Genomic DNA, 23,490 nt, shown 5'->3' with positions numbered 1-23,490 from the left:
TGATATGGAACAGAAAAAGTATCGTCTGTTAAAGCAGGAGGGGCGTGCCAAGCGTGGAGAATTTCATACCGTGCACGGCACAATCCAGACCCCCGTATTTATGAATGTGGGGACTGCGGCGGCAATTAAGGGCGCAGTTTCCACACGTGATCTGGAAGAGATCGGAACGCAGGTGGAGCTCTCGAATACGTATCATCTTCATGTGCGTCCGGGAGACGCCGTGATCAGGCAGCTTGGAGGTCTGCACCGGTTTATGTCGTGGCAGAAGCCAATCCTCACTGATTCCGGCGGGTTTCAGGTATTTTCTCTGGCGGGATTGCGAAAGATCAAAGAGGAAGGTGTATTCTTTCATTCTCATATTGATGGCAGAAAGATTTTTATGGGACCGGAAGAAAGTATGCAGATTCAGTCAAATCTGGCGTCCACGATTGCGATGGCTTTTGACGAGTGTCCGTCAAGTAAGGCGGACCGTTCTTATGTACAGGCTTCTGTCGACCGGACGACGAGATGGCTCATCCGCTGCCGGGATGAGATGGCAAGGCTGAATGGTCTGGAAGATACGTTAAACAGGGAACAGATGCTGTTCGGTATTAACCAGGGCGCTGTCTTTGCGGATATTCGTGTTGCACATGCCAGGGCGATCGCGGAGCTTGATCTGGATGGTTATGCGGTCGGCGGTCTGGCGGTCGGCGAGACGCATGAGGAGATGTATTATATTCTGGAGGAGACGGTTCCCTGTCTGCCGGTAGATAAGCCAACTTATCTGATGGGGGTCGGTACACCGGCCAATATACTGGAAGGGGTGGAACGGGGAATTGACTTCTTTGACTGTGTCTATCCTTCCCGCAATGGTCGCCATGGCCATGTATATACGAACGAGGGAAAGCGTAATTTGTTTAATGCCAGATATGAACTGGACGATCGTCCGATCGAAGAGGGATGTCAGTGTCCGGCGTGCCGGCGCTATTCAAGGGCTTATATCCGGCATCTGCTCAAGGCGAAGGAGATGCTTGGCATGAGGCTCTGTGTGCTCCACAACCTTTATTTTTATAACACGATGATGACAGAGATCAGAGATGCACTGGACGCAGGAAATTTTGCCGGGTATAAAAAAACGAAGCTGTCAGGGATGCAGCAGGAAAGCGATTCATAGGGAAATTCTGAACAATCTGTAGAATATGTACAGAAAAGACTTGATGGATGGTTCATTTTTATGTATGATATTCGTTAGATTGTTTATGATCAGGAGGAAAAGAAATGGGAATGTTACTGACAGCAGCAGATACACAGGGAACGGGAATGTTTTGGGTTTTATATATTCCGTTGCTGATCGCGCTTTTTTATTTTATGGCGATCCGCCCGCAGAAAAAGGAGCAGAAAAGACTGAGCGCCATGCTCTCCACACTGGAGATCGGCGACAGCATTCTGACGACGAGCGGGTTTTATGGTATTGTGATTGATATTACCGATGATACGGTAATTGTAGAATTTGGCAGCAACAAAAACTGCCGGATTCCCATGCAGAAATCAGCGATCTCACAGGTGGAGAAGGCATCGGAATCGTAAGAAAGATAATCAAATGAATGGTACAGAAAGGCTCCGAATATAGACTATTTGGGGCTTTCTTACATAGTGCCGTGCTGCTCTCAGTGGGCAGGGCAGAGCCCTTACCCATTGTTGGTATAACTGCGGGTTATAAAAAGCATAAACAGGATTCATTGTTATCAGACGGACAGACGTGATAAGATAGAAAGAAATATGGATGGCAAGAGAAAAGAACAGGAGTGAGGCATTATGAAATGTAAGATTGCATGTATTGCAGGAGACGGGATCGGGCCGGAAATCGTAGGACAGGCGCGGGGTGTGCTGGACAAAATCGCGGCAGTTTACGGACATGAGTTTACATACAAGGATATTTTGATGGGCGGGGCGTCTATCGATGTCCATGGTATTCCGCTGACAGACGAGGCGATCGCTGATGCGAAGTCCGCCGACGCAGTGCTGATGGGTTCGATCGGCGGGGACACTTCCAAATCTCCCTGGTATCAGCTGCCGCCGGACCGGAGACCGGAGGCGGGACTTCTGAAGATTCGCAAGGCTCTGAATCTGTTCGCGAATCTGCGGCCTGCCGTCTTATATGAGGAGCTGGCTGACGCCTGTCCGCTGCGCACGGAAGTGCGTCGGGGCGGTTTTGACATGATGATTATGCGGGAGCTGACCGGGGGGCTCTATTTCGGAGAGCGCAGGACAGTTACGGAAAACGGTATCAGACGGGCGGTCGATACGCTGACCTATACGGAGGAGGAGATCAGAAGGATCGCCGTAAAAGGGTTCGAGATCGCTGCCAAGAGAAGAAAAAAAGTGACAAGTGTTGATAAGGCAAATGTGCTTGATTCCTCCAGACTGTGGAGGGCGGTCGTTGAGGAGGTGGCCCGCGATTATCCGGAGATCACGCTGGAACACATGCTTGTGGATAACTGTGCGATGCAGCTTGTGAAAGATCCGGCGCAGTTTGATGTGATTCTCACGGAAAATATGTTCGGGGATATTCTCTCAGATGAGGCGAGTATGGTGACAGGATCAATCGGAATGCTTGCTTCCGCCAGTCTGAATGATACGAAATTTGGGTTGTATGAACCGAGCCACGGCTCTGCGCCGGACATTGCGGGACAGGATATTGCCAATCCGATCGCCACGATTCTCTCTGCATCGATGATGCTGCGGTACAGCTTTGATCTGGACCAGGAGGCGGACGCTATTGATGCAGCGGTCAGGAGAGCGCTGAAAGAGGGCTGGCGCACGGGAGATATTATGTCGGAAGGCTGCCGTCAGATTGGCTGTAGTGAGATGGGACATATCATTACGGAATATATAACAAATCGTATTTCATAAGAAAGTTGAGACAGAGGGGACAGGAGGAAACAGAGATGAGAAGTGATTCAGTGAAAAAGGGAGTACAGCAGGCGCCTCACAGAAGCCTGTTCAATGCGCTTGGATATACGGAAGAAGAGCGGGAGAGGCCGTTGATCGGTATTGTCAGCTCTTATAACGAGATTGTTCCGGGACATATGAATCTGGACAAGATCGTGGAAGCAGTCAAAATGGGAGTAGCTATGGCGGGCGGTACGCCGGTCGTATTTCCGGCAATCGCTGTATGCGACGGAATTGCCATGGGGCATATCGGTATGAAATATTCTCTCGTGACCAGAGATCTGATCGCAGACAGCACGGAATGTATGGCGATGGCACATGGTTTTGACGGGCTTGTGTGTGTGCCGAACTGCGACAAAAATGTGCCGGGGCTTTTGATGGCGGCGGCGAGAATCAATATTCCGACGATCTTTGTCTCCGGCGGTCCGATGCTGGCAGGGCGCGTAAAAGGACAGAAGAGAAGTCTCTCTTCCATGTTCGAGGCGGTCGGCAGTGTGGCCGCGGGGACGATGACGATGGATGAGCTGGCCGAGTTCGAGGAAAAGGTATGTCCGACATGCGGCTCCTGCTCCGGTATGTATACGGCAAATTCCATGAACTGTCTGACAGAGGCGCTCGGCATGGGCCTGAAAGGCAATGGTACGATTCCGGCCGTCTATTCGGAGCGGATTCGTCTGGCAAAACATGCCGGTATGCAGATTATGCAGCTTGTAAAGGAGCAGATCAGGCCGCGGGATATTATGACGGAAAAAGCATTTCTGAACGCGCTGACCGTGGACATGGCGCTTGGATGTTCCACGAACTCCATGCTGCATCTGCCGGCGATCGCGCATGAGGCAGGGGTAGAGCTGAATCTTGATATTGCCAATGAACTGTCTTCGCGGACACCGAATCTGTGCCATCTGGCGCCGGCGGGACCGACATATATGGAGGACTTGAACGAAGCTGGCGGCGTCTATGCCGTGATGAATGAACTGACAAAGCGGGAACTGCTCCATACGGATCTGATCACAGTCACGGGCAAAACGATCGGAGAAAATATTGCCGGCTGTGTCAACAGAGATCCCGAAGTTATCCGGCCGATTGACAATCCTTATTCGGAGACGGGCGGCATTGCGGTGCTCAAGGGTAATCTGGCGCCGGATTCCGGCGTTGTCAAGCGTTCCGCTGTCGTGCCGGAGATGATGGTGCATGAAGGCCCGGCAAGAGTGTTTGACTGCGAGGAGGACGCTATCGAGGCGATTACCGGAGGAAAAATCAAGGCGGGAGACGTCGTTGTCATCCGCTATGAAGGACCGAAAGGCGGTCCCGGAATGCGGGAGATGCTCAATCCGACCTCGGCCATTGCAGGCATGGGACTTGGTTCCAGTGTAGCGCTGATCACAGACGGACGGTTTTCCGGGGCCTCGAGAGGCGCCTCCATCGGTCATGTGTCTCCCGAAGCGGCAGTTGGTGGTCCGATCGCGCTTGTGGAAGAAGGGGACATCATCAGCATCAATATTCCTGAAAATACGCTGCAGGTAAACGTATCTGCGGATGAGATGGAAGAGAGAAGAAAAAAATGGCAGCCAAGAGAGCCAAAGATCACGACCGGATACTTGTCAAGGTATCGGGAACTTGTGACGAGCGGTAACAGAGGCGCGATTTTGGAAGTAAAAAAGGCCGACTGACCGTCCGGAAGAGAAATTGACTGCTTTACAGCTCAATTAAGTGTGGAAAGTCGTGAGGGTGCGATTCTTTTATAACAGGAGGAGACAGGAATGCAGCTGACAGGTGCGCAGATCGTGATCGAATGCCTGAAGGAACAGGGTGTGGATACTGTGTTCGGGTATCCCGGCGGGACGATCTTAAATATATATGATGCGTTATATCAACAAAAGGAAATCAACCATATTCTCACATCCCATGAACAGGGAGCGGCTCATGCCGCTGACGGCTATGCGCGGGCAACCGGAAAGGTAGGCGTCTGTATGGCGACGAGCGGACCGGGAGCGACCAACCTTGTCACCGGTATTGCTACCGCTTATATGGACAGTGTGCCGGTTGTGGCGATCACGGCCAATGTTAATCTGCCGCTTTTGGGGAAGGATACGTTTCAGGAGGTGGACATTGCCGGGGTAACGATGCCGATCACAAAGCATGGTTATATCGTGAAAGACGTGAAGATCCTCGCACAGACGATCCGCAAGGCTTTCCAGATAGCCGGCTCGGGGAGGCCCGGCCCGGTACTTGTGGACATTACGAAAGACGTAACGGCTGCGCTCTGCGAATATGAGCCACAGGCGCCGGAAACAGTCCAGGCAGAGGAACGGAGCAATAAGTTTACCGATGCGGATATCGAGGCTGCGGTGCAGCTGATCCGCAAAGCGCAGCGTCCGTTTATTTATCTGGGCGGCGGCGCCATTATTTCAGGTGCCTGTGACGAAGTGCGGACGTTTGCGAAAAAGATCGATGCTCCGGTGTGCGATACGCTAATGGGCAAGGGCGCGTTCGACGGCAGAGATGAGATGTATACCGGTATGATCGGGATGCACGGCACGAAGACTTCCAATCTGGGTGTCAGTGCGTGTGACCTACTGATTGCGCTGGGTGCCCGGTTTTCCGACCGCGTTGTTGGTGATTCCAAAAAATTTGCTTCCAAAGCGAAGATTCTGCACATTGATATTGATGCCGCAGAAATCAATAAAAATATTAAGACTGAGGCATCGGTCGTCGGCGATCTGAAGTCGGTGCTGTCGATTTTAAATGAAAGACTTGACCAGATGAGTCATCCTGATTGGCATGCTCATATTCTGGATCTGAAAGAGCGGTTTCCACTCAGATATGATGACAGTGCGCTTTCCTGTCCGTATATCATGGAAGAGATCGACCGCATTACAGAGGGCAGGGCAATCATCTCCACAGATGTCGGGCAGCATCAGATGTGGGCAGCTCAGTATTATAAATATACGGAGCCGAGGAGCTTTTTGTCTTCCGGCGGTCTGGGTACGATGGGATACGGACTTGGCGCCTGCATCGGGGCGAAGGCTGGCCGGCCGGATAAAATATGTATTAATATTGCGGGCGACGGGTGCTTCCGCATGAACTTAAATGAGCTGGCGACTGCCAGCAGGTATGGGATTCCCATTATACAGGTCGTAATTAACAACCATGTGCTGGGCATGGTACGGCAGTGGCAGACATTATTTTACGGGCAGCGGTATTCGCAGACTGTTCTGGAAGATAAAGTCGACTTCTGCAAGGTGGCGGAAGGTCTTGGCTGCAAGGCGATCCGCGTGACGAAGAAGGAAGAGGTCGGGCCGGCTGTCAGGGAGGCGATCGCACTGGGCGGTCCGGTCGTGATCGAGTGTGTGATCCCGAAGGATGACAAAGTGTTCCCGATGGTATCTCCCGGCACGGCGATCAGCGAAGTGTTTGACGGAGAGGATCTGAAAGAAAGAGACCAGGGTGATACGGAATAGCGGGTTGACGCATTGCTTTTTTGCATGTAGAATAAGATTTGTTGGATTTTAAGCGTTATCATGTGAGGAGGAAGATTCATGTCCAGAGTGTACAATTTTTCGGCAGGTCCGGCTGTTCTGCCCGAAGAAGTATTGAAGGAAGCAGCGGAAGAAATGTTGGATTACAGGGGAACCGGAATGTCGGTCATGGAAATGAGTCATCGATCCAAGGCCTACGATACCATCATCAAAGAGGCGGAAGCGGACCTTCGAGAGTTGATGAACATTCCCGATAATTATAAAGTGTTGTTCTTACAGGGGGGCGCGAGCCAGCAGTTCGCGATGATCCCCATGAATCTGATGAAAAACAAAGTTGCGGATTATATCGTTACCGGACAGTGGGCAAAAAAGGCATATCAGGAGGCCAGCCTGTACGGAAAGGCAAATAAGATCGCTTCCAGTGAAGACAAGACATTTTCTTATATTCCGGACTGTTCCGACCTTCCGGTGTCCGAAGATGCGGACTATGTATACATATGTGAAAATAACACGATCTATGGAACGAAATTCAAAGAGCTTCCAAATACAAAAGGAAAGACACTCGTGGCGGATGTCTCTTCCTGCTTTTTGTCAGAGCCCGTGGACGTGGAGAAATACGGCCTGCTCTATGGCGGGGTACAGAAAAATATCGGCCCGGCGGGTGTTGTCATTGTTATCATCAGAGAAGATCTGATCTCGGAAGAGACACTTCCGGGGACGCCAACGATGCTGAAGTATAAAACACATGCCGATGCGGACTCGCTTTATAATACACCGCCTGCCTATGGTATTTACATTTGCGGTAAAGTGTTTCAGTGGCTGAAGAAGATGGGTGGTCTTTCGGCCATGAAAGAGAGAAACGAGAAGAAAGCAGCTATCTTGTATGACTATCTCGATGAGAGCAGTCTGTTTTGCGGCACAGTGGAGAAAAAGGACCGTTCACTCATGAATGTACCTTTTGTCACAGGCAGTGAAGAGCTGGATGCCAAATTCGTGAAAGAGGCAAAAGCGGCCGGATTTGAAAATCTGAAGGGACACAGAACGGTGGGCGGTATGCGTGCCAGCATTTATAATGCCATGCCGATCGAGGGCGTGGAAGCGCTTGTGGAGTTTATGAAAAAATTCGAAAAGGAGAATTCATGATGTTTCAGTATTATTGCCTGAATCCGATTGCCAAAGCAGGACTTGACCGGTTCAGAGAAAATTTTCAGGAGACGAAAGAGATCGGAGATGCACAGGGGATTCTTGTCAGAAGCGCATCAATGCACGAGATGGAGCTTTCCGATCACCTGCTCGCCGTTTCCAGAGCCGGTGCGGGAGTAAACAATATTCCGCTTGATAAATGTGCTGAAAAAGGTGTGGTCGTATTCAACTCGCCGGGAGCCAATGCAAACGGTGTCAAGGAGCTTGTGATCGCAGGTATGCTCCTCGCTTCCAGAGACATTGTCGGCGGCATTGAGTGGGTGAAGACACAGACCGGGAACGAAGATGTCGGCAAGGCAGCGGAGAAAATAAAGAGTCAGTTTGCAGGTACGGAAATAGAGAATAAGAAGCTCGGTATCATCGGGCTGGGGGCGATCGGGGTGAAAGTGGCCAATGTGGCGAAGCACCTTGGGATGGAAGTATATGGCTATGATCCTTATGTGTCGGTCGATGCAGCCTGGAATCTGAGCCGTGATGTCAGACATGTGCTCAATGTAGATGAGATTTATACGGACTGTGATATTATCACGATCCATGTGCCGTTGCTGGATTCCACAAAAGAGATGATCAATGAAGAGGCGATTGCCAAAATGAAGGATGGCGTGATCCTGCTCAATTTCGCGCGTGATCTGCTTGTGGATGAAAAAGCGGTGCTGGCCGCTATCAAGAGCGGTAAAGTGAGAAAATATGTCTCTGATTTTGCCAATGCGACGACGGTCGGCCAGGAGGGATGCATCGTGATTCCCCATCTTGGCGCTTCCACGGAAGAGTCTGAGGAAAACTGTGCAAAGATGGCAGTCAAAGAATTGATGGAATACCTTGAAAACGGCAATATCAGAAACAGTGTCAACTATCCGAACTGTGACATGGGCGCCTGTGACAAGGCGGGGCGTGTTGCGATCTTCCATAAAAATGCAACTAAGATGATTGCCAGATTCTCCACGATCTTTGGCGATAACAGCATCAATATCGCCAATATGATCAACAAGTCGAAAGGGAATGTGGCGTACACGATGCTCGATGTGGAGGAGCCTGTGACAGAAGAGATCGTGGAGACGCTGAAAAACATACCGGGCGTGTTCCGGGTGAGAGTCGTCAGATAACGACTCTAATGTGATTTGTAAATATCGTCCTGTACCATATCAAAGTCCAGATAATCTTCCTTGAACTGTTGTGCATTTTTCACGGAAAATTCACTGGCGAGATCCATATATTCAATAAAAATATCCTCCAGAGGGCGTCCCTGCTCGGCGGCGATCGTTTTCATGATCGGTTTTAATTTTTCAAGCTGCACGGAGACAGGCGTCTTCTGGGGATCAAGATCTCCCATCACCTCTTCCGCATACTGGTTGATGCGATTTAACATAACTTCCTGTTCTTTTGTCATAGTTCTGCTTCCTTTCCCTTTTTATTCTGAATCCGAAGTATGAATCGACACAGTAGAACAAGGAGCGGAACAAAAACGTTTTGCGCTCCGGTCTTCCTGTGTTCATTGATACTTGCAATTATTTTAGCACCGCTTTTTTTTTCTGTCAAAACGAATTGTTTTCCGGCGTTGTATTTGATAAAATAAAATGTATATGATACATACAGCACATACTACAGAATATTGAGAATGCGAGGAATTTTAAAATGGCTGATATCAAACCTTTTTGTGCGGTCCGCCCGAGAGAAGGACTGGAGGATCAGATCGCCGCACTTCCCTATGATGTATACAGCCGCAGGGAGGCGCTGGAGGAGACGAGAAATAATCCGCTCTCTTTTTTACGGATTGACCGGGCAGAAACACAGTTTCCCGAGGATATGGACATGTATGCAGCCTGTGTCTATGAAAAGGCCAGGGCGCTGTTACAGGAAATGACAGACAGCGGGCAGTTTGTAACAGAGGACCGGCCATGTTATTACATATATGAACTGACGATGAACGGACGGACGCAGACAGGCATTGCCGCCTGTGCCAGTGTCGATGATTATGAGAATGAGGTTATCAGAAAACATGAAAACACAAGAGCGGAGAAAGAAGCGGACCGGATCTGCCATGTGGATGTGTGCAGTGCGCAAACAGGGCCTATCTTTCTCGCCTATCGTTCCAGGGAACAGATCGACCGGCTCGTGGAAGAGATCAAAAAAGAGAAACCGCTCTATGACTTCATTTCCGCTGATAGTATCTGCCATCGGGTATGGAGAGTGGCAGATGCGGAAAAGATTACTGATATAAGGGAAAACTTCAGGCAGATTCCAGAAATTTATATTGCTGACGGACATCACCGGTGTGCCTCCGCCGTCAAAGTGGCGCAGCGCAGAAGGCAGGCTCATCCGCATTACACGGGAGAGGAAGAATTTAACTATTTTCTGTCTGTGCTCTTTCCGGACAATCAGTTGATGGTCATGGATTATAACCGGGTCGTGAAAGACTTAAACGGGTATACGAGCGGGCAGTTTCTGGAGAAGATTTCGGAAAGGTTTCTGGTTGAAAAGCTCGAACTGGAGAGAATGGGAAAAGAAGTACGCAGGCCGCAGCAAAAGGGTCAGATCACAATGTATCTGGATGAGGACTGGTACAGACTGACTTATAAAGGCGGCGATGATGCGGACCCGGTGGAAAGGCTGGATGTCTCTGTCCTTCAAAGAGAGCTGTTACACCCGCTGCTCGGCATAGAAGACCCGAAGACAGATGAACGGATCGATTTTGTGGGCGGCATACGGGGCCTTGACGAGCTGGAGCGGAGGGTGCATGAAGATTGCAGAGTGGCCTTTGCCATGTACCCGACATCGATGGAGGAATTGTTTGCGGTATCGGACGCGGGACTCCTGATGCCGCCAAAGTCCACCTGGTTTGAGCCGAAACTTCGAAGCGGAATTTTTATTCACCGGATCGAGGCATAATGAATGGGGAGAGAGCTGCGCGCAGAGGCAGCATAAGAGAGGAAGGTATCACTATGAATGATAAGTTGTACAAGGTTTTGAACTGGAGGGACATTGAGGAGATCGTTTATTCGGAGAGTGATGATCCCCACAGGCTGCTTGGCGCTCATAAAGAGGGAAATAAACTGCTTGTGCAGGCATTTTTTCCCAATGTACGGTCAGTAACGGTCCGCAGTCTGGACGGTTCCAAGGCCTATCCGATGGAATGTGTGGATGAGGCGGGGTTTTATGCTGCGCTTATTCCGGAAAAGAGTTCGTTTTCCTATGAATATCTTGTCAATGACGGAAAACGGGAACAGAAAGTCCAGGAAGTATACAATAACGCGCCGGTGATTACCAAAAAGGATACGGACAAATTTCAGGCGGGGATTCATTACACAGTCTATGATATTCTTGGTGCGCACGTGATGACGGTAAACGGTGTAACGGGTATGCACTTTGCTGTGTGGGCGCCCAATGCGCTGCGTGTCAGTGTGGTCGGAGATTTTAATCAGTGGGACGGGCGTGTCCATCAAATGCGCAGACTGTGGGATTCCGGTATTTTTGAATTGTTTTTGCCGGATGTCGGTACCGGAGAGAATTATAAATTTGAAATCAAAGTAAAAGGCGGATTGACGTATCTGAAGGCTGATCCCTATGAATTTTTCGGAGAGATGCGTCCGGGGACAGCGTCTGTGACTGCGGATATATCCGGTTTTTGCTGGGAGGACGATGAGTGGATCAGACAGCGCAAAGACAGACAGTCCAAAGAGGCTCCGATGAGTATTTACGAACTGTATCTCGGTTCTTTCAAGCGGGCTGTCAGGGCACAGGCGGAAGGAGAAGGAGAGACTGACGCTGAAGAGGAAGGGCAGGCGGCGGAGCCGGTAAATCCCTATCTGAACTATCGGGAACTTGCACCGGAGATTATTGCCTATGTAAAAAAGATGGGCTATACCCATATTGAGCTGATGCCGGTGATGGAGCATCCGTTCGACGCATCCTGGGGGTATCAGACGATCGGCTATTATGCACCGACTGCCAGATACGGGTCACCGGAAGACTTCATGTATTTTATGAATGAGATGCACAAAGCAGAGATCGGTGTGATTCTGGACTGGGTGCCAGGGCATTTCCCGAGAGATACTTACGGGCTTTCCAATTTTGACGGGACCTGTCTGTATGAGCACCTGGACCCGAGGCAGGGAGCGCATCCCGATTGGGGTACCCTTCTCTATAACTATGGCCGGCCGGAGGTTTCCAACTATCTGATTGCCAACGCCCTGTTCTGGATCGAGAAATATCATGCGGACGGGATCAGGATTGATGCCGTGGCCTCCATGCTCTATCTGGACTATGGCAAACAGGACGGACAGTGGGTGGCCAATATCTATGGCGGCAATGAAAATCTGGAGGCGATGGAGTTTTTGAAACATCTGAACTCCATGATCGGCAAGAGAGGCAAGGGGGCCATCAGTATTGCGGAAGAATCCACGGCGTGGCCGATGGTGACAGGGGCTCTTGACGAGGGAGGCCTGGGCTTTTCCTATAAATGGAATATGGGATGGATGAACGACTATCTGCAATATATCAAGTATGACCCGTATTTCCGTTCCTATCACCATGGAGAACTGACGTTCAGTATGATCTATGCCTACAGTGAAAAATTTGTACTGGAATTTTCCCATGATGAAGTTGTTCATGGGAAGGCGTCTTTGATCGGGAAGATGCCGGGAGAGCGGGAGGACAAGTTTGCCAATCTGCGCCTGACATTTGCTCATATGATCATGCACCCGGGCAAAAAGCTGCTCTTTATGGGGCAGGACATCGGAGAGTTTGATGAGTGGAATGAAGAGCGGGAAGTGGAGTGGAATCTGCTTCAATATGAAGAGCATCAGGGTGTCAATCAGCTCATGCAGGACCTGAATCATTTCTATCAGAGTCAGCCGGCGTTGTATGAGCTTGATACGGAGAGTGAAGGCTTTGAGTGGATCAATAATATTTCAGCGGACGAGTGTATGCTTGTATTCCTGAGAAAGAGCAGGAAGAAGGACGAGTGGCTGCTCATCGTGGAAAATTTTGCCAACGCGGAGTGGGATGCTCATAAAATCGGGGTACCGTTTGCCGGAAAATATAAGGAGATCTTGAATACTGACGCGCAGGTGTACGGTGGAAAGGGCCGGATTAACCCGCGGGTAAAGACGGCAAAAGAGAGTGAGTGCGACGACAGAGAGTATTCCATCACAATCAAATCAGCGCCTTTGTCGGTGCAGGTATTCTCCTGCATTCCTGAGACTGCTTCCAAAACCGTGAAAGGGGCAAAATCTGCGAAGGAAAAGAAGTCGCCGGTTGTACGCAAGAGTGTGAAGACGACAGCGCGGAAGACAAAATAAGGGTATAAAAGTCAGCAACAAAAAAAGAGCCGGTCGGTTTGATCTGATCGGCTCCTTTTATGCACAGCCCCATGCAAGGGAACTATGCCGTAAGGGCGCGCAGAGGAAACCTGCTGTTACTTGCGGTTATCGTTCCGGTAAGGCAGCAGCAGCTTATCACTCCAGTGCACTCTGAAAAACTGGATCAGCGGACCAGTGCAGAAAGCAAGGATGATTGTGCCGATGCCGATGATTTTCCACTGGATTCCGTTTTGCATACCGGTAAGAAAACCAATGGCAGAGCAGATAATATCTAGGATGATGCGGGCGATTCGAAAAGACAGTTTCCTTTTGGTGACGGCTTCTACGATGTAACCGGCCGCATCATAGGGGGACATTCCCATGTCCGCCGATATGTACAGGGCGTCTCCGATGCAGATCAGCAGTACGGCGACAGACAGCATCAGAAGGCGGACTGTTATGGTACCAAAAGTGATCTGCCATCTCGCCATCAGCCACATGACGAAGTCTGCTGTGTAGCCGACAAATACCATGTTGAAGATCGTACCAAAGCCAATAAACTGCTTTTTGAACAGAAACACAAAGATGAGAATCAGGACATTGACGATCAGCTGCAGCGTCCCGAACTGCATACCAATAAAAGAACTGATCCCCGTATTCATGGAAGTATAGGGGTCGGCACCCATTTCCACAATCTTAAAAAATCCGACGGCGATTCCGATCATGAAAATACCGATGACGACTGCCAGCCCCCTGACAAAACAGCCTTTTACCATGTGCTCTTTCATTTTTTTCTCCCTCTTTCTTTTAAAATAGCAATAGTTACAGAAATATAGCTCTTTATAATAAATAACGCACGCGACATATTACTCTCGTCAATGCGATTTTGTTTGCAGATTCAGAAAAAGGCAAATGGAATAACGTATATTACGTAACATATGATTTTGAAACGCATGATATTATATAACGGAATGGTAATGGACAAAAAAAGAATCCCAAATACGGGATTCTTTTTTTGTCAGCCGAAAAAGGGACTCGAACCCTCGACCCCTTCATTACGAGTGAAGTGCTCTACCAACTGAGCTATTTCGGCATGGGTCATTTCAAATGAAATAACTGACTTTGTTATTATAAAGGGTATCGGAAAATTTTGCAAGCACAATTTATATTTTTATTTACATTTTATTTCGGTATTGTTGGCACATTGCCAGCATGGGAAAAAAGTGTTATACTCAAATTCACGATTCTAAAATAAGTGGCAGGTGGAAATTGTGGCGGCAAAGAAAGAGAGCGGCAAAAAACAGCAGACAGGAAGACGTAAGGGGGGACAGGCCTCGGCATCGCGGCAAACGGCAGGCAGAGTTCCGGAGAGCGGGATTCGTGACGAGATTTTTCTGATCGTGGCGCTGGCATTTGCAGTCCTTTTATTTTTGTGCAATTTTGGGGTGATTGGTCCGGTGGGAGATACGATCAGTCATATTTCATTTGGTATTTTCGGGTTGCTTTCCTATGCGGCGCCTGTGCTTATTTTTCTGGCGGTTGCCTTCCATCTTGCCAATAAGGGGGAGGGGATTGCGGCGTTCAAACTGACGGCCGGTGTGGTTTTGGTATTTTTGTTCGGCGTTGTGTTTGATATGGTCGGCGGCGCTTCTCTTGAATTGATAAAATATGATCTGAAAGCGATTTACGTGACCAGCAGTGAAGGGAAATGTGGCGGCGGGGTAGTCTTTGGCACCCTCTCTTATCTGATGAATCATTTTCTGGCAAAAACGGGGACAATCCTTGTACTGATCGTTCTGGCGATTATCTGTATCGTGATTATCACGGAGAAATCATTGCTTCGGGGTGTCAAAGCGGGAAGCAGAAGAGTATATGAGAGCGCGGTGGAAGACCAGAACCGGCGAAGGGAACGGATGGAACGGCGCCGGGAGGAACAGGAGAGACGCCGGGAAGAGGAAGAGCTTCAGAGAGAACAGGCGGAGCAGGAGCGAATCCTGCGCATGGATAAAAAAGTGACCGGCGTTATGCTGGATACGACAATCGGCAAAAAAAAGAAAAAAGATACGTCGTCGGCGCCCATATACAGGGATGACATGCACGAGATTATATTAAATGAAGAAGCGGAGACGGAAATGGAGAAGATCCGCATCCATACTGCGCGGGGAGAAGGGCAGTATTCTGATGAAATTCCTGCAGATATGGACCTTTTCAGCGAAAATCTGTCTGCGGAAGGGATTTCTGATGAGATTTATTCCGACGAGAGTTTATTGCCCCAAGGTTTTCAGAATGAGAGTTTCCAGCATCAGAGTTTTTCGAGTGAGAGTTTTCAGGATGAAAATCGCATGGGTGCCGGTTTTTCTGATGAGATACAACCGGAAGCCTCTATTTTTCAGGAGCAGGCTGTTTCCGGCGGTATGACAGAGCTGCATGTCAGCCCTTATGAACCGGAAGTGCCTGTCTCTCCGATGGGGACTGTTGCTGCGGAGATTCCTGTGGAAGAGAAACCGGCGAGGCGGGATTCTGTGGAATCGGTGTCCAGACCAGTGGCCGGCGGCCCGTCGGAGACAGTGAGAACGAAGCCGGAACGGAAAGAACCGCCGGTTGGCAGGCAGCCGTTTGCTCCGGCGAAGCGTTATGTATTCCCACCGCTTGATCTGCTGAAAAAGGGGGATAAAAAGGGTTCAGGGGATACGGCTGCCCAGCTCAGAGAGACAGCGATGCGCCTTCAGCAGACGTTACAGACATTTGGCGTGAAAGTGACAGTGACGGATATTAGTCAGGGTCCTACCGTTACCCGCTATGAACTTCAGCCGGAACCGGGCGTCAAGGTGAGCAAGATTGTCAACCTGGCGGATGACATCAAACTGAATCTGGCGGCTACGGACATTCGAATCGAGGCGCCGATTCCGGGAAAAGCGGCGGTGGGGATCGAAGTGCCGAACAAAGAAAATGCCATGGTGGCACTGCGGGATCTGCTGGAGAGTAAAAATTTTAAGGAGTTTTCTTCCAATCTGGCGTTTGCGGTCGGCAAAGATATTGCGGGGAAGACCGTAGTGACCGATATTGCCAAAATGCCGCATATGCTTATTGCCGGTTCCACCGGTTCCGGTAAGAGCGTGTGTATCAATACACTGATTATGAGCATGTTATATAAAGCCTCTCCGGAAGATGTGAAAATGATCATGGTAGATCCGAAAGTTGTCGAGCTGAGTGTTTACAACGGTATTCCGCATCTGTTGATTCCGGTTGTCACAGATCCGAAAAAGGCGGCGGCGGCGCTGCACTGGGGTGTGGCGGAGATGACGGACCGTTATAAAAAGTTTGCGGATCTTAATGTGAGGGATTTGAAAGGCTACAATAAAAAAGTGGAATCAATGACCGGAGAGGATGTGCCGGGCAAAATGCCGCAGATCGTCATTATCGTGGACGAGCTGGCGGATCTGATGATGGTGGCTCCGGGAGAAGTGGAAGAGTCGATCTGTCGTCTGGCACAGCTTGCAAGGGCGGCCGGTATCCATCTGATCATCGCCACACAGAGGCCGAGTGTGGATGTCATCACCGGACTGATTAAGGCGAATATGCCAAGCCGTGTGGCCTTTGCCGTATCGAGTGGTGTGGATTCCCGCACGATCCTTGATATGAATGGTGCGGAAAAGCTGCTCGGAAAAGGAGATATGCTATTTTATCCGCAGGATTATCCAAAGCCGGCGCGGATGCAGGGGGCCTTTGTTTCCGATAAGGAAGTGGGAGATGTTGTGGATTTCCTGAAGAACCAGGCGATCGGCAACTGTTACAGCGGTGATATAGAGGAACAGATTCAGAGTATGGGCAGCGGGGCGTCCCAGGCAGGCGCTTCCGGTGCGGAGAGAGACGAACATTTTGTGGAGGCAGGCCGCTTTGTCATTGAGAAAGACAAGGCTTCTATTGGGCTGCTTCAGCGGGCTTTTAAGATTGGCTTTAACCGGGCGGCGAGAATCATGGATCAGCTCTGTGAGGCAGGTGTCGTTGGTGAGGAAGAGGGAACGAAGCCCCGCAAAGTGCTTATGAGTATGGAAGAGTTTGAACAGTATATTGAAGAATACGTATAAGAATACGGATAGACGTATGTGTACAAAAGATTTATGCAGCAAGTTGTAACGGTATCCGGCAGAGTTTATGTGACGGCCGATATGGATCAAGGAGGAGAAAAGGATGAAAACAGATATTCAGATCGCACAGGAAGCTGTGATGGAACCCATTGTCCGGATCGGGGAACGGTTGTCCATATCGCCGGATGATTTGGAATTATATGGGAAGTACAAGGCGAAGATCTCTGACGACTGTCTGGAGAAAATAAAAGATCATCCGGATGGCAAACTGATCCTTGTGACGGCCATCAATCCGACGCCGGCGGGCGAGGGAAAGACGACGACGAGTGTAGGTCTCGGACAGGCGTTCGGAAGGCTTGGCAAAAAGGCAGTCACCGTGCTGCGGGAGCCCTCTCTCGGGCCTTGTTTTGGCGTCAAGGGCGGTGCGGCAGGCGGCGGATATGCACAAGTCGTGCCAATGGAAGAGCTGAATCTGCATTTTACAGGGGATTTTCATGCGATCACTTCCGCGAATAATCTGCTGGCGGCGGTCGTAGATAACCATATCCATCAGGGCAATGCGCTCGGCATTGATCCGGGGCAGGTCGTGTGGAAACGCTGTGTGGATATGAACGACAGAGTGCTTCGCAATATTGTAGTCGGACTTGGTGCCAAGATGGACGGAACGGTGAGGGAGGATCATTTTGTGATTACGGTTGCCTCCGAGATCATGGCTGTCCTCTGTCTGGCGGAAGATATGAAGGATCTGAAAGAGAGACTTTCGCGGATGGTTGTGGCCTATACGTACAGTGGCGAGCCGGTGACGGCGGGACAGGTACAGGCAGTGGGGGCAATGGCTGCGCTGCTGAAGGATGCGCTTTTGCCCAATCTTGTCCAGACATTGGAACATACGCCGGTGCTTGTGCATGGGGGTCCGTTTGCGAATATCGCTCACGGATGTAATTCTGTGCGGGCGACGAAGACGGCGTTGAAAATGGCGGATTATGTTGTGACAGAGGCGGGATTTGGTGCAGATCTGGGAGCGGAAAAGTTTTTTGACATCAAATGCCGGACAGCGGGACTGAGACCCGATGCAGTTGTACTTGTGGCAACTGTGCGGGCGCTGAAATATAACGGCGGCGTGCCGAAAGCGGAGCTTGGCCAGGAAAATATGACGGCTCTGCGCGCCGGTATCGTCAATCTGGACAAACATATCGAAAATCTGCAGAAATACAAGGTTCCGATTATTGTCACCTTGAATGCCTTTGTCACGGATACGGAGGCAGAGACTGATTTTGTCCGCGCTTTCTGTGAAGACAGGGGGTGTGAGTTCGCAATTTCGCAGGCCTGGGAGAAGGGCGGAGAGGGCGGCGTTGTCCTTGCGGAGAAAGTGCTGCATACGCTGGAGACAAAAGAGAGCCATTTTCAGGTATTGTATGACGAGAAACTTCCCATAAAGGAGAAAATAGAGACGATCGCAAGAGAAATCTATGGTGCGGCGGCTGTCTCTTATGCAGGGGCGGCAGAAAAGCAGATTGCCAGACTGGAGGCGGTTGGTTTTGGCAAGCTGCCTGTCTGTATGGCAAAGACACAGTATTCATTATCGGATGATCCGGAACTGCTGGGCAGGCCGGAAGGGTTCACGATGGCAGTCAGAGAGGTGTATGTGTCCGCAGGAGCCGGCTTCCTTGTAGTATTGACCGGGGCGGTCATGACAATGCCGGGACTTCCGAAAAGTCCTGCTGCCTGTCAGATAGATGTGGATGCGTCGGGGAAGATCACCGGATTATTTTAGGAGGAGAAAGTATGCCGAATATCATTGACGGAAAGGCGATTTCCGCACAGATAAAAGAAGAAGTGAAAGAACAGGTGGCCGTGCTCAGGCAGGGAGGACGGGAGATTACGCTGGCTGTCATTCAGGTAGGGACAGATCCTGCCTCCAGCGTGTATGTTTCCAATAAGAAAAAGGCCTGTGCTTATGTGGGAATCCGTTCGCTTTCCTATGAACTGGCGGAAAATACGACGGAGGAGGAGCTGCTTGCGCTGATCGGGAAACTGAATCATATGGAGGAATGCAACGGTATCCTTGTACAGCTTCCACTGCCGGTGCATATCGACGAAAATAAAGTCATCGGCGCGATCTCACCGCAAAAAGATGTGGACGGTTTTCATACGCAGAGCGTAGGGGCGCTCTGTATCGGCCAGCAAGGATTTGTGTCCTGTACGCCGGCTGGCATTATTCAGCTTTTGAAGCGTTCAGGTGTGGAAATTGCAGGCAAAGAATGTGTCGTCATAGGGAGGAGCAATATTGTAGGAAAGCCAATGGCGCTGTTGCTTCTGCGGGAAAACGGGACTGTGACTGTGACTCATTCGAAAACAGTCGGATTGAAGGAAGTATGCAGACGGGCGGACATTCTTGTCGTGGCAGTTGGCAGACCGAAATTTATCAATCGGGAATATATCAAAGAGGGCGCAGTAGTGATCGATGTGGGCATTCACAGAAACGAGGATCATAAATTGTGCGGCGACGTGGATTTTGACGATGTGAAAGACCTGTGCAGTGCCATTACGCCTGTTCCGGGCGGTGTAGGTCCGATGACGATCGCCATGCTGATGTATAACTGTCTGCAGGCGGGAAAGAACGCGTGCCCGGCCGAAGAGACTTCCGGCCTCTGATCACATCTGATAGAAAGGTATCTGATTATGAAATGTATAGAATGCGGATGTGAGCTGGAGGAGGGCAAGATGTACTGCCCGCAGTGCGGGCGTGAAGTACAGATCGTTCCTGATTTTGAACCGGAGATTGAAGAAGAAATGACCGGTGTGCTGGAGAAGATCACGGATCATCTCATTCGAAGCGAAAAGGCGGAGAAAAAGGAACGGAAGATCGAACAGGAGGAAAAACGAAGGAGCAGGATCAGCTTTTACAGTACAGTGATCGCCGCAGTTCTGGCAGGTATTGTTTTTCTTATTTTCTTCGCATCCAATCAGATGGCAACGGTGGAGACTCAGCTTGCCAGGGCGGAAAAGGCGGCGGCGGAGAAAGATTATGAGAAAGCGATTTCCTGTATGCTGAAGGCGTCGGAAATGGATGCGACCGATCTGGACATAAGAAACAGGCTGGGAGAATATTATTTGTTGGACGGACAGACCGCAAATGCCATCGCTGCATTTTATGATGTGATTCGTGCGGACCGGGAAAACGAAAACGCCTATCGGAATCTGATCGGTATTTATGAGAAAGAAAATGATTACGTGACGATCAACCAGTTAGTGCGCGACAGTGATTCTGATCAGATCGTCAATACGTTTATAAAATATATTGCCAATCCACCACAGTTCAATTACCCGCAGGGCACTTATGAGGAGCGGATTCCGCTGAAGCTGACTGCGAATACGTCGGGGACCGTATATTTTACAATGGATGGCAGTGAGCCGGATGAAAACAGTCAGGTTTATACGACACCACTTTTTCTGGACGACGGGATTTATACAGTGAGAGCATTCTTTGTCAATGAGTATGGCATTAAAAGTGAGACGGCAGTCCAGATCTATCAGATCCATTTAGATCAGGCGCATGAACCGGAAGTCAGTCTTAATTCGGGGGAATATACACAGCCGCAGATGATTACGGTGACGGTGCCTCAGGGAGAGTCTGTGTATTATACGGTGGATGGAAGCCAGCCGACAAAAGACAGCATTCTTTACAGCAATCCGATCGCTCTGCCAATCGGGGGCAGTACCTATCAATTTATCTCATACACGGAGGAGGGGACAGCCAGCGAAGTAGTGACGAGAAATTACTCTTTTGTGATGCAGTCGGAGATCGATTTGCCGACGGCAGTGAATCTGCTTGTCGTCGGTCTTGTCGAGCATGGTGTCGTCACCGATTTCAATGGCAGTGTGCCGGACAAAAAAGGAAGAAATGTTTATGTGTGCAGCAGCGCTGTCTGCATCAATGAGAGAAATTATTTTCTTGTGGTTGAATATTATGAAGACCTGCTCGGCGTGGATACGAAGACAGGAAATCTCTACTGCGTGGACGCGCAGACAGGAGAATTGTTTAAAGCCAATGTAGGGGAAGACGGATATTATTCGGTTGTCTCGTTTTGATTGGCTTGGAAATGAATAAATATACAGATGGTAAAAGTTTTTGATTGTATTTTTCGGTGAGATATTTTATCATTAAAAGATGAACGAAGGAAAACGGAGGGAAAGATCATGTTTCAAATTTTGGAAGCCAGAGAATTGACAGAAAATATCTATTCTATGGTCGTAGAAGCAAAACGGGTTGCCAAAGCCTGTTATCCTGGACAGTTTGTCATCGTGAGGATGGATGACGAGGGAGAAAGGATTCCGCTAACGATCTGTGATTATGACAGAGAGGCCGGTACCGTGACGATCGTGTTCCAGGGTGTCGGTGCCGAGACGAAACGGATGGCTGCGCTGCAGGCAGGAGATGCGTTTCATGATTTCGTAGGGCCTCTTGGCTGTGCGTCCGAGTTGATCTCCGAAGAGAAAGAATCGTTAAAAAAGAAAAGAATTTTGTTTGTGGCAGGTGGTGTGGGAACCGCTCCCGTATATCCACAGGTAAAGTGGCTGCATGAGAACGGCGTTGATGCGGATGTGATCGTCGGCGCCAAGACAAAAGATCTGCTCATTATGGAAGAAGAGATGAAAGCAGTGGCAGGAGGGCTGTATGTGACGACCGACGATGGTTCCTACGGACGAAGCGGTATGGTCACACAGACGATCCAGGATCTGGTGGAGAAAGAAGGAAAAGTCTATGATGTGTGCATTGCCATCGGTCCGATGATTATGATGAAATTTGTCTGCAAGCTGACAGAGCAGTTACATATCCCTACGGTTGTCAGTCTCAACCCGATTATGGTGGACGGAACGGGCATGTGTGGTGCCTGCCGTGTGACAGTAGGCGGAGAAGTGAAGTTTGCCTGCGTGGACGGACCGGAGTTTGACGGACATAAAGTAGATTTTGATCAGGCGATGAAACGTCAGCAGATGTATAAGACAGAAGAAGGAAGAGCTTTCCTGAGACAGCAGGAAGGTGACACCCATCATGGCGGGTGCGGAAACTGCGGAGGTGAAAAATAATGGACGTATTGAAAAAAGTACCGGTGCGTGAGCAGGAGCCTGCAGTACGTGCCTGCAATTTTGAGGAAGTATGCCTTGGATATGACCAGAAGGAGGCAATGGAGGAAGCGGCAAGATGTATCAACTGCAAAAATGCGCAGTGTATCAAAGGCTGCCCGGTAGCCATTGACATTCCCGGATTCATCGAGCAGGTTAAGGACGGCAATATCGAAAAAGCGTATCAGATTATCAGCCAGTCCAGCTCGCTTCCGGCTGTGTGCGGTCGTGTCTGTCCACAGGAGAGTCAGTGCGAGGGAAAATGTATCCGTGGTATTAAAGGGGAACCTGTTTCAATCGGTAAGCTGGAGCGCTTTGTAGCCGATTGGGCTGCTGAAAACAATATCAAGCCTGAAGGAGCCAGAGAAAAGAAAAACAAAAAGGTGGCGGTTATCGGTTCCGGTCCGGCTGGTCTGACATGTGCAGGCGACCTGGCCAGAATGGGATATGAGGTGACGATTTTTGAGGCGCTGCATGAGGCGGGCGGTGTGCTTGTCTATGGCATTCCTGAATTCAGACTTCCGAAAGAGAGAGTTGTACAAAAAGAGATCGACAATGTAAAAGCCCTCGGGGTTAAGATAGAGACGGACGTGATTATCGGCAAGTCGACGACGATCGATGAATTGATGCAGGAAGAGGGATTTGACGCGGTATTTATCGGTTCCGGCGCAGGGCTTCCGAAGTTTATGGGCATTCCCGGCGAACAGGCTAACGGTGTGTTTTCTGCGAATGAATATCTGACGAGAAGCAATCTGATGAAAGCATTTCGCGAGGATTCCCGGACACCGATTATGCACGGTAAAAAGGTGGCGGTAGTTGGCGGCGGCAATGTCGCGATGGATGCCGCGAGAACGGCGCTCCGTCTTGGCGGTGAGGTACATATTGTATACAGAAGAAGTGAGGAAGAACTTCCGGCAAGAGTGGAAGAAGTACATCACGCGAAGGAAGAGGGTATTATCTTTGATCTGTTGACAAATCCGGTGGAGATCTTATCCGATGAAAACGGTTGGGTCAATGGGATCAAATGTATCCGTATGGAGCTTGGCGAGCCGGATGAATCCGGAAGAAGAAGACCTGTGGCAGTACCGGGATCCGAATTTGTGATCGATGTGGACACAGTTATCATGTCTCTCGGAACTTCACCTAATCCGCTGATCTCCTCCACAACGGAAGGTTTGGAAGTTAATAAATGGAAATGTATTATTGCGGATGAGGAACACGGTAAAACAACCAAAGAGGGCGTTTACGCCGGCGGCGACGCTGTCACCGGCGCAGCTACGGTCATTCTGGCAATGGGGGCCGGAAAGGCGGCGGCAAAAGGTATCGATGAATTTTTAAGCGGCAGATAGATCACCCGGAGCGGGG

At 49.9% G+C, this 23,490-nt stretch carries 17 protein-coding genes and 1 tRNA gene; 15 read left to right on the top strand and 3 right to left on the bottom strand.

The genetic code is table 11. The features are described 5' to 3' along the window. The first annotated feature begins 4 nt into the window (after positions 1-4). The 7 genes from tgt to V1224_08980 all read left to right on the top strand — a co-directional run bounded on the left by tgt (position 5) and on the right by V1224_08980 (position 8,716). The gene (gene tgt / locus V1224_09010) at positions 5-1,153 is read left to right on the top strand and encodes a tRNA guanosine(34) transglycosylase Tgt (protein ID WWR14645.1); all 1,149 of its coding nucleotides are present in this window, start codon (positions 5-7) and stop codon (positions 1,151-1,153) included. Between the two features lie 104 nt (positions 1,154-1,257). Further along, on the top strand, positions 1,258-1,566 hold the full coding sequence (gene yajC, locus V1224_09005; GenBank protein ID WWR14644.1) for a preprotein translocase subunit YajC: 309 nt from the start codon (positions 1,258-1,260) through the stop codon (positions 1,564-1,566). Between the two features lie 228 nt (positions 1,567-1,794). Beyond that, entirely contained in the window at positions 1,795-2,892 is a 1,098-nt protein-coding gene (gene leuB / locus V1224_09000) for a 3-isopropylmalate dehydrogenase (protein ID WWR14643.1), read from the top strand. A 35-nt stretch (positions 2,893-2,927) separates the two neighbouring features. Next, positions 2,928-4,601 (top strand): dihydroxy-acid dehydratase, encoded by a 1,674-nt coding sequence (gene ilvD, locus V1224_08995; protein ID WWR14642.1) that lies wholly within the window; start codon positions 2,928-2,930, stop codon positions 4,599-4,601. A 90-nt stretch (positions 4,602-4,691) separates the two neighbouring features. After that, positions 4,692-6,392, top strand: a complete 1,701-nt coding sequence (gene ilvB, locus V1224_08990; protein ID WWR14641.1) for a biosynthetic-type acetolactate synthase large subunit — start codon at positions 4,692-4,694, stop codon at positions 6,390-6,392. 78 nt (positions 6,393-6,470) lie between these two features. Next, on the top strand, positions 6,471-7,553 hold the full coding sequence (serC, locus tag V1224_08985; protein ID WWR14640.1) for a 3-phosphoserine/phosphohydroxythreonine transaminase: 1,083 nt from the start codon (positions 6,471-6,473) through the stop codon (positions 7,551-7,553). Beyond that, entirely contained in the window at positions 7,553-8,716 is a 1,164-nt protein-coding gene (locus V1224_08980) for a phosphoglycerate dehydrogenase (protein WWR17448.1), read from the top strand. The genes serC and V1224_08980 overlap by 1 nt, the downstream gene beginning before the upstream one ends. A gap of 5 nt (positions 8,717-8,721) precedes the next feature. Here V1224_08980 and V1224_08975 read toward each other — a convergent pair whose 3' ends face one another. After that, a complete protein-coding gene (locus V1224_08975; GenBank protein ID WWR14639.1) occupies positions 8,722-9,000 on the bottom strand; it encodes a hypothetical protein in 279 nt (92 codons plus the stop codon). A 245-nt stretch (positions 9,001-9,245) separates the two neighbouring features. Between V1224_08975 and V1224_08970 the strand changes: the two genes are divergently transcribed. Then, positions 9,246-10,499 (top strand): DUF1015 family protein, encoded by a 1,254-nt coding sequence (locus tag V1224_08970; GenBank protein WWR14638.1) that lies wholly within the window; start codon positions 9,246-9,248, stop codon positions 10,497-10,499. Between the two features lie 53 nt (positions 10,500-10,552). Next, positions 10,553-12,910, top strand: coding sequence for a 1,4-alpha-glucan branching protein GlgB (glgB, locus tag V1224_08965; GenBank protein WWR14637.1), 2,358 nt, complete (start codon positions 10,553-10,555; stop codon positions 12,908-12,910). A gap of 116 nt (positions 12,911-13,026) precedes the next feature. Here glgB and V1224_08960 read toward each other — a convergent pair whose 3' ends face one another. Next, positions 13,027-13,698 (bottom strand): hypothetical protein, encoded by a 672-nt coding sequence (locus V1224_08960; protein WWR14636.1) that lies wholly within the window; start codon positions 13,696-13,698, stop codon positions 13,027-13,029. A 232-nt stretch (positions 13,699-13,930) separates the two neighbouring features. Continuing rightward, positions 13,931-14,003 (bottom strand) — tRNA-Thr (locus V1224_08955). Positions 14,004-14,181: 178 nt separating this feature from the next. Here V1224_08955 and V1224_08950 point away from each other — a divergent pair. The 6 genes from V1224_08950 (at position 14,182) to gltA (ending at position 23,474) form a co-directional block, all read left to right on the top strand. Further along, the gene (locus V1224_08950) at positions 14,182-16,998 is read left to right on the top strand and encodes a DNA translocase FtsK 4TM domain-containing protein (protein ID WWR14635.1); all 2,817 of its coding nucleotides are present in this window, start codon (positions 14,182-14,184) and stop codon (positions 16,996-16,998) included. 103 nt (positions 16,999-17,101) lie between these two features. Beyond that, the gene (locus V1224_08945) at positions 17,102-18,772 is read left to right on the top strand and encodes a formate--tetrahydrofolate ligase (GenBank protein WWR14634.1); all 1,671 of its coding nucleotides are present in this window, start codon (positions 17,102-17,104) and stop codon (positions 18,770-18,772) included. 11 nt (positions 18,773-18,783) lie between these two features. Continuing rightward, positions 18,784-19,653: a bifunctional methylenetetrahydrofolate dehydrogenase/methenyltetrahydrofolate cyclohydrolase FolD gene (gene folD, locus V1224_08940; protein WWR14633.1), complete on the top strand. Its 870-nt coding sequence runs from the start codon at positions 18,784-18,786 to the stop codon at positions 19,651-19,653. Positions 19,654-19,680: 27 nt separating this feature from the next. Further along, entirely contained in the window at positions 19,681-21,090 is a 1,410-nt protein-coding gene (locus tag V1224_08935; GenBank protein WWR14632.1) for a chitobiase/beta-hexosaminidase C-terminal domain-containing protein, read from the top strand. 108 nt (positions 21,091-21,198) lie between these two features. Beyond that, the gene (locus V1224_08930) at positions 21,199-22,089 is read left to right on the top strand and encodes a sulfide/dihydroorotate dehydrogenase-like FAD/NAD-binding protein (protein WWR14631.1); all 891 of its coding nucleotides are present in this window, start codon (positions 21,199-21,201) and stop codon (positions 22,087-22,089) included. After that, on the top strand, positions 22,089-23,474 hold the full coding sequence (gene gltA, locus V1224_08925) for an NADPH-dependent glutamate synthase (GenBank protein WWR14630.1): 1,386 nt from the start codon (positions 22,089-22,091) through the stop codon (positions 23,472-23,474). The genes V1224_08930 and gltA overlap by 1 nt, the downstream gene beginning before the upstream one ends. Positions 23,475-23,490: the final 16 nt, after the last annotated feature.

The organism is Lachnospiraceae bacterium JLR.KK008 (assembly GCA_037015955.1).
Lineage (GTDB): Bacteria > Bacillota > Clostridia > Lachnospirales > Lachnospiraceae > VSOB01.
The sequence above is the reverse complement of the archived record's forward strand: the minus strand, read 5'-3'. Positions and strand labels throughout refer to the sequence as shown.

Bases quoted from the DNA above. Each gene is read 5' to 3' on its own strand.
- tgt (WWR14645.1), top strand. From the start codon at position 5: ATGGAACAGAAAAAGTATCGTCTGTTAAAGCAGGAGGGGCGTGCCAAG.
- yajC (WWR14644.1), top strand. From the start codon at position 1,258: ATGGGAATGTTACTGACAGCAGCAGATACACAGGGAACGGGAATGTTT.
- leuB (WWR14643.1), top strand. From the start codon at position 1,795: ATGAAATGTAAGATTGCATGTATTGCAGGAGACGGGATCGGGCCGGAA.
- ilvD (WWR14642.1), top strand. From the start codon at position 2,928: ATGAGAAGTGATTCAGTGAAAAAGGGAGTACAGCAGGCGCCTCACAGA.
- ilvB (WWR14641.1), top strand. From the start codon at position 4,692: ATGCAGCTGACAGGTGCGCAGATCGTGATCGAATGCCTGAAGGAACAG.
- serC (WWR14640.1), top strand. From the start codon at position 6,471: ATGTCCAGAGTGTACAATTTTTCGGCAGGTCCGGCTGTTCTGCCCGAA.
- V1224_08980 (WWR17448.1), top strand. From the start codon at position 7,553: ATGTTTCAGTATTATTGCCTGAATCCGATTGCCAAAGCAGGACTTGAC.
- V1224_08975 (WWR14639.1), bottom strand. From the start codon at position 9,000: ATGACAAAAGAACAGGAAGTTATGTTAAATCGCATCAACCAGTATGCG.
- V1224_08970 (WWR14638.1), top strand. From the start codon at position 9,246: ATGGCTGATATCAAACCTTTTTGTGCGGTCCGCCCGAGAGAAGGACTG.
- glgB (WWR14637.1), top strand. From the start codon at position 10,553: ATGAATGATAAGTTGTACAAGGTTTTGAACTGGAGGGACATTGAGGAG.
- V1224_08960 (WWR14636.1), bottom strand. From the start codon at position 13,698: ATGAAAGAGCACATGGTAAAAGGCTGTTTTGTCAGGGGGCTGGCAGTC.
- V1224_08945 (WWR14634.1), top strand. From the start codon at position 17,102: ATGAAAACAGATATTCAGATCGCACAGGAAGCTGTGATGGAACCCATT.
- folD (WWR14633.1), top strand. From the start codon at position 18,784: ATGCCGAATATCATTGACGGAAAGGCGATTTCCGCACAGATAAAAGAA.
- V1224_08935 (WWR14632.1), top strand. From the start codon at position 19,681: ATGAAATGTATAGAATGCGGATGTGAGCTGGAGGAGGGCAAGATGTAC.
- V1224_08930 (WWR14631.1), top strand. From the start codon at position 21,199: ATGTTTCAAATTTTGGAAGCCAGAGAATTGACAGAAAATATCTATTCT.
- gltA (WWR14630.1), top strand. From the start codon at position 22,089: ATGGACGTATTGAAAAAAGTACCGGTGCGTGAGCAGGAGCCTGCAGTA.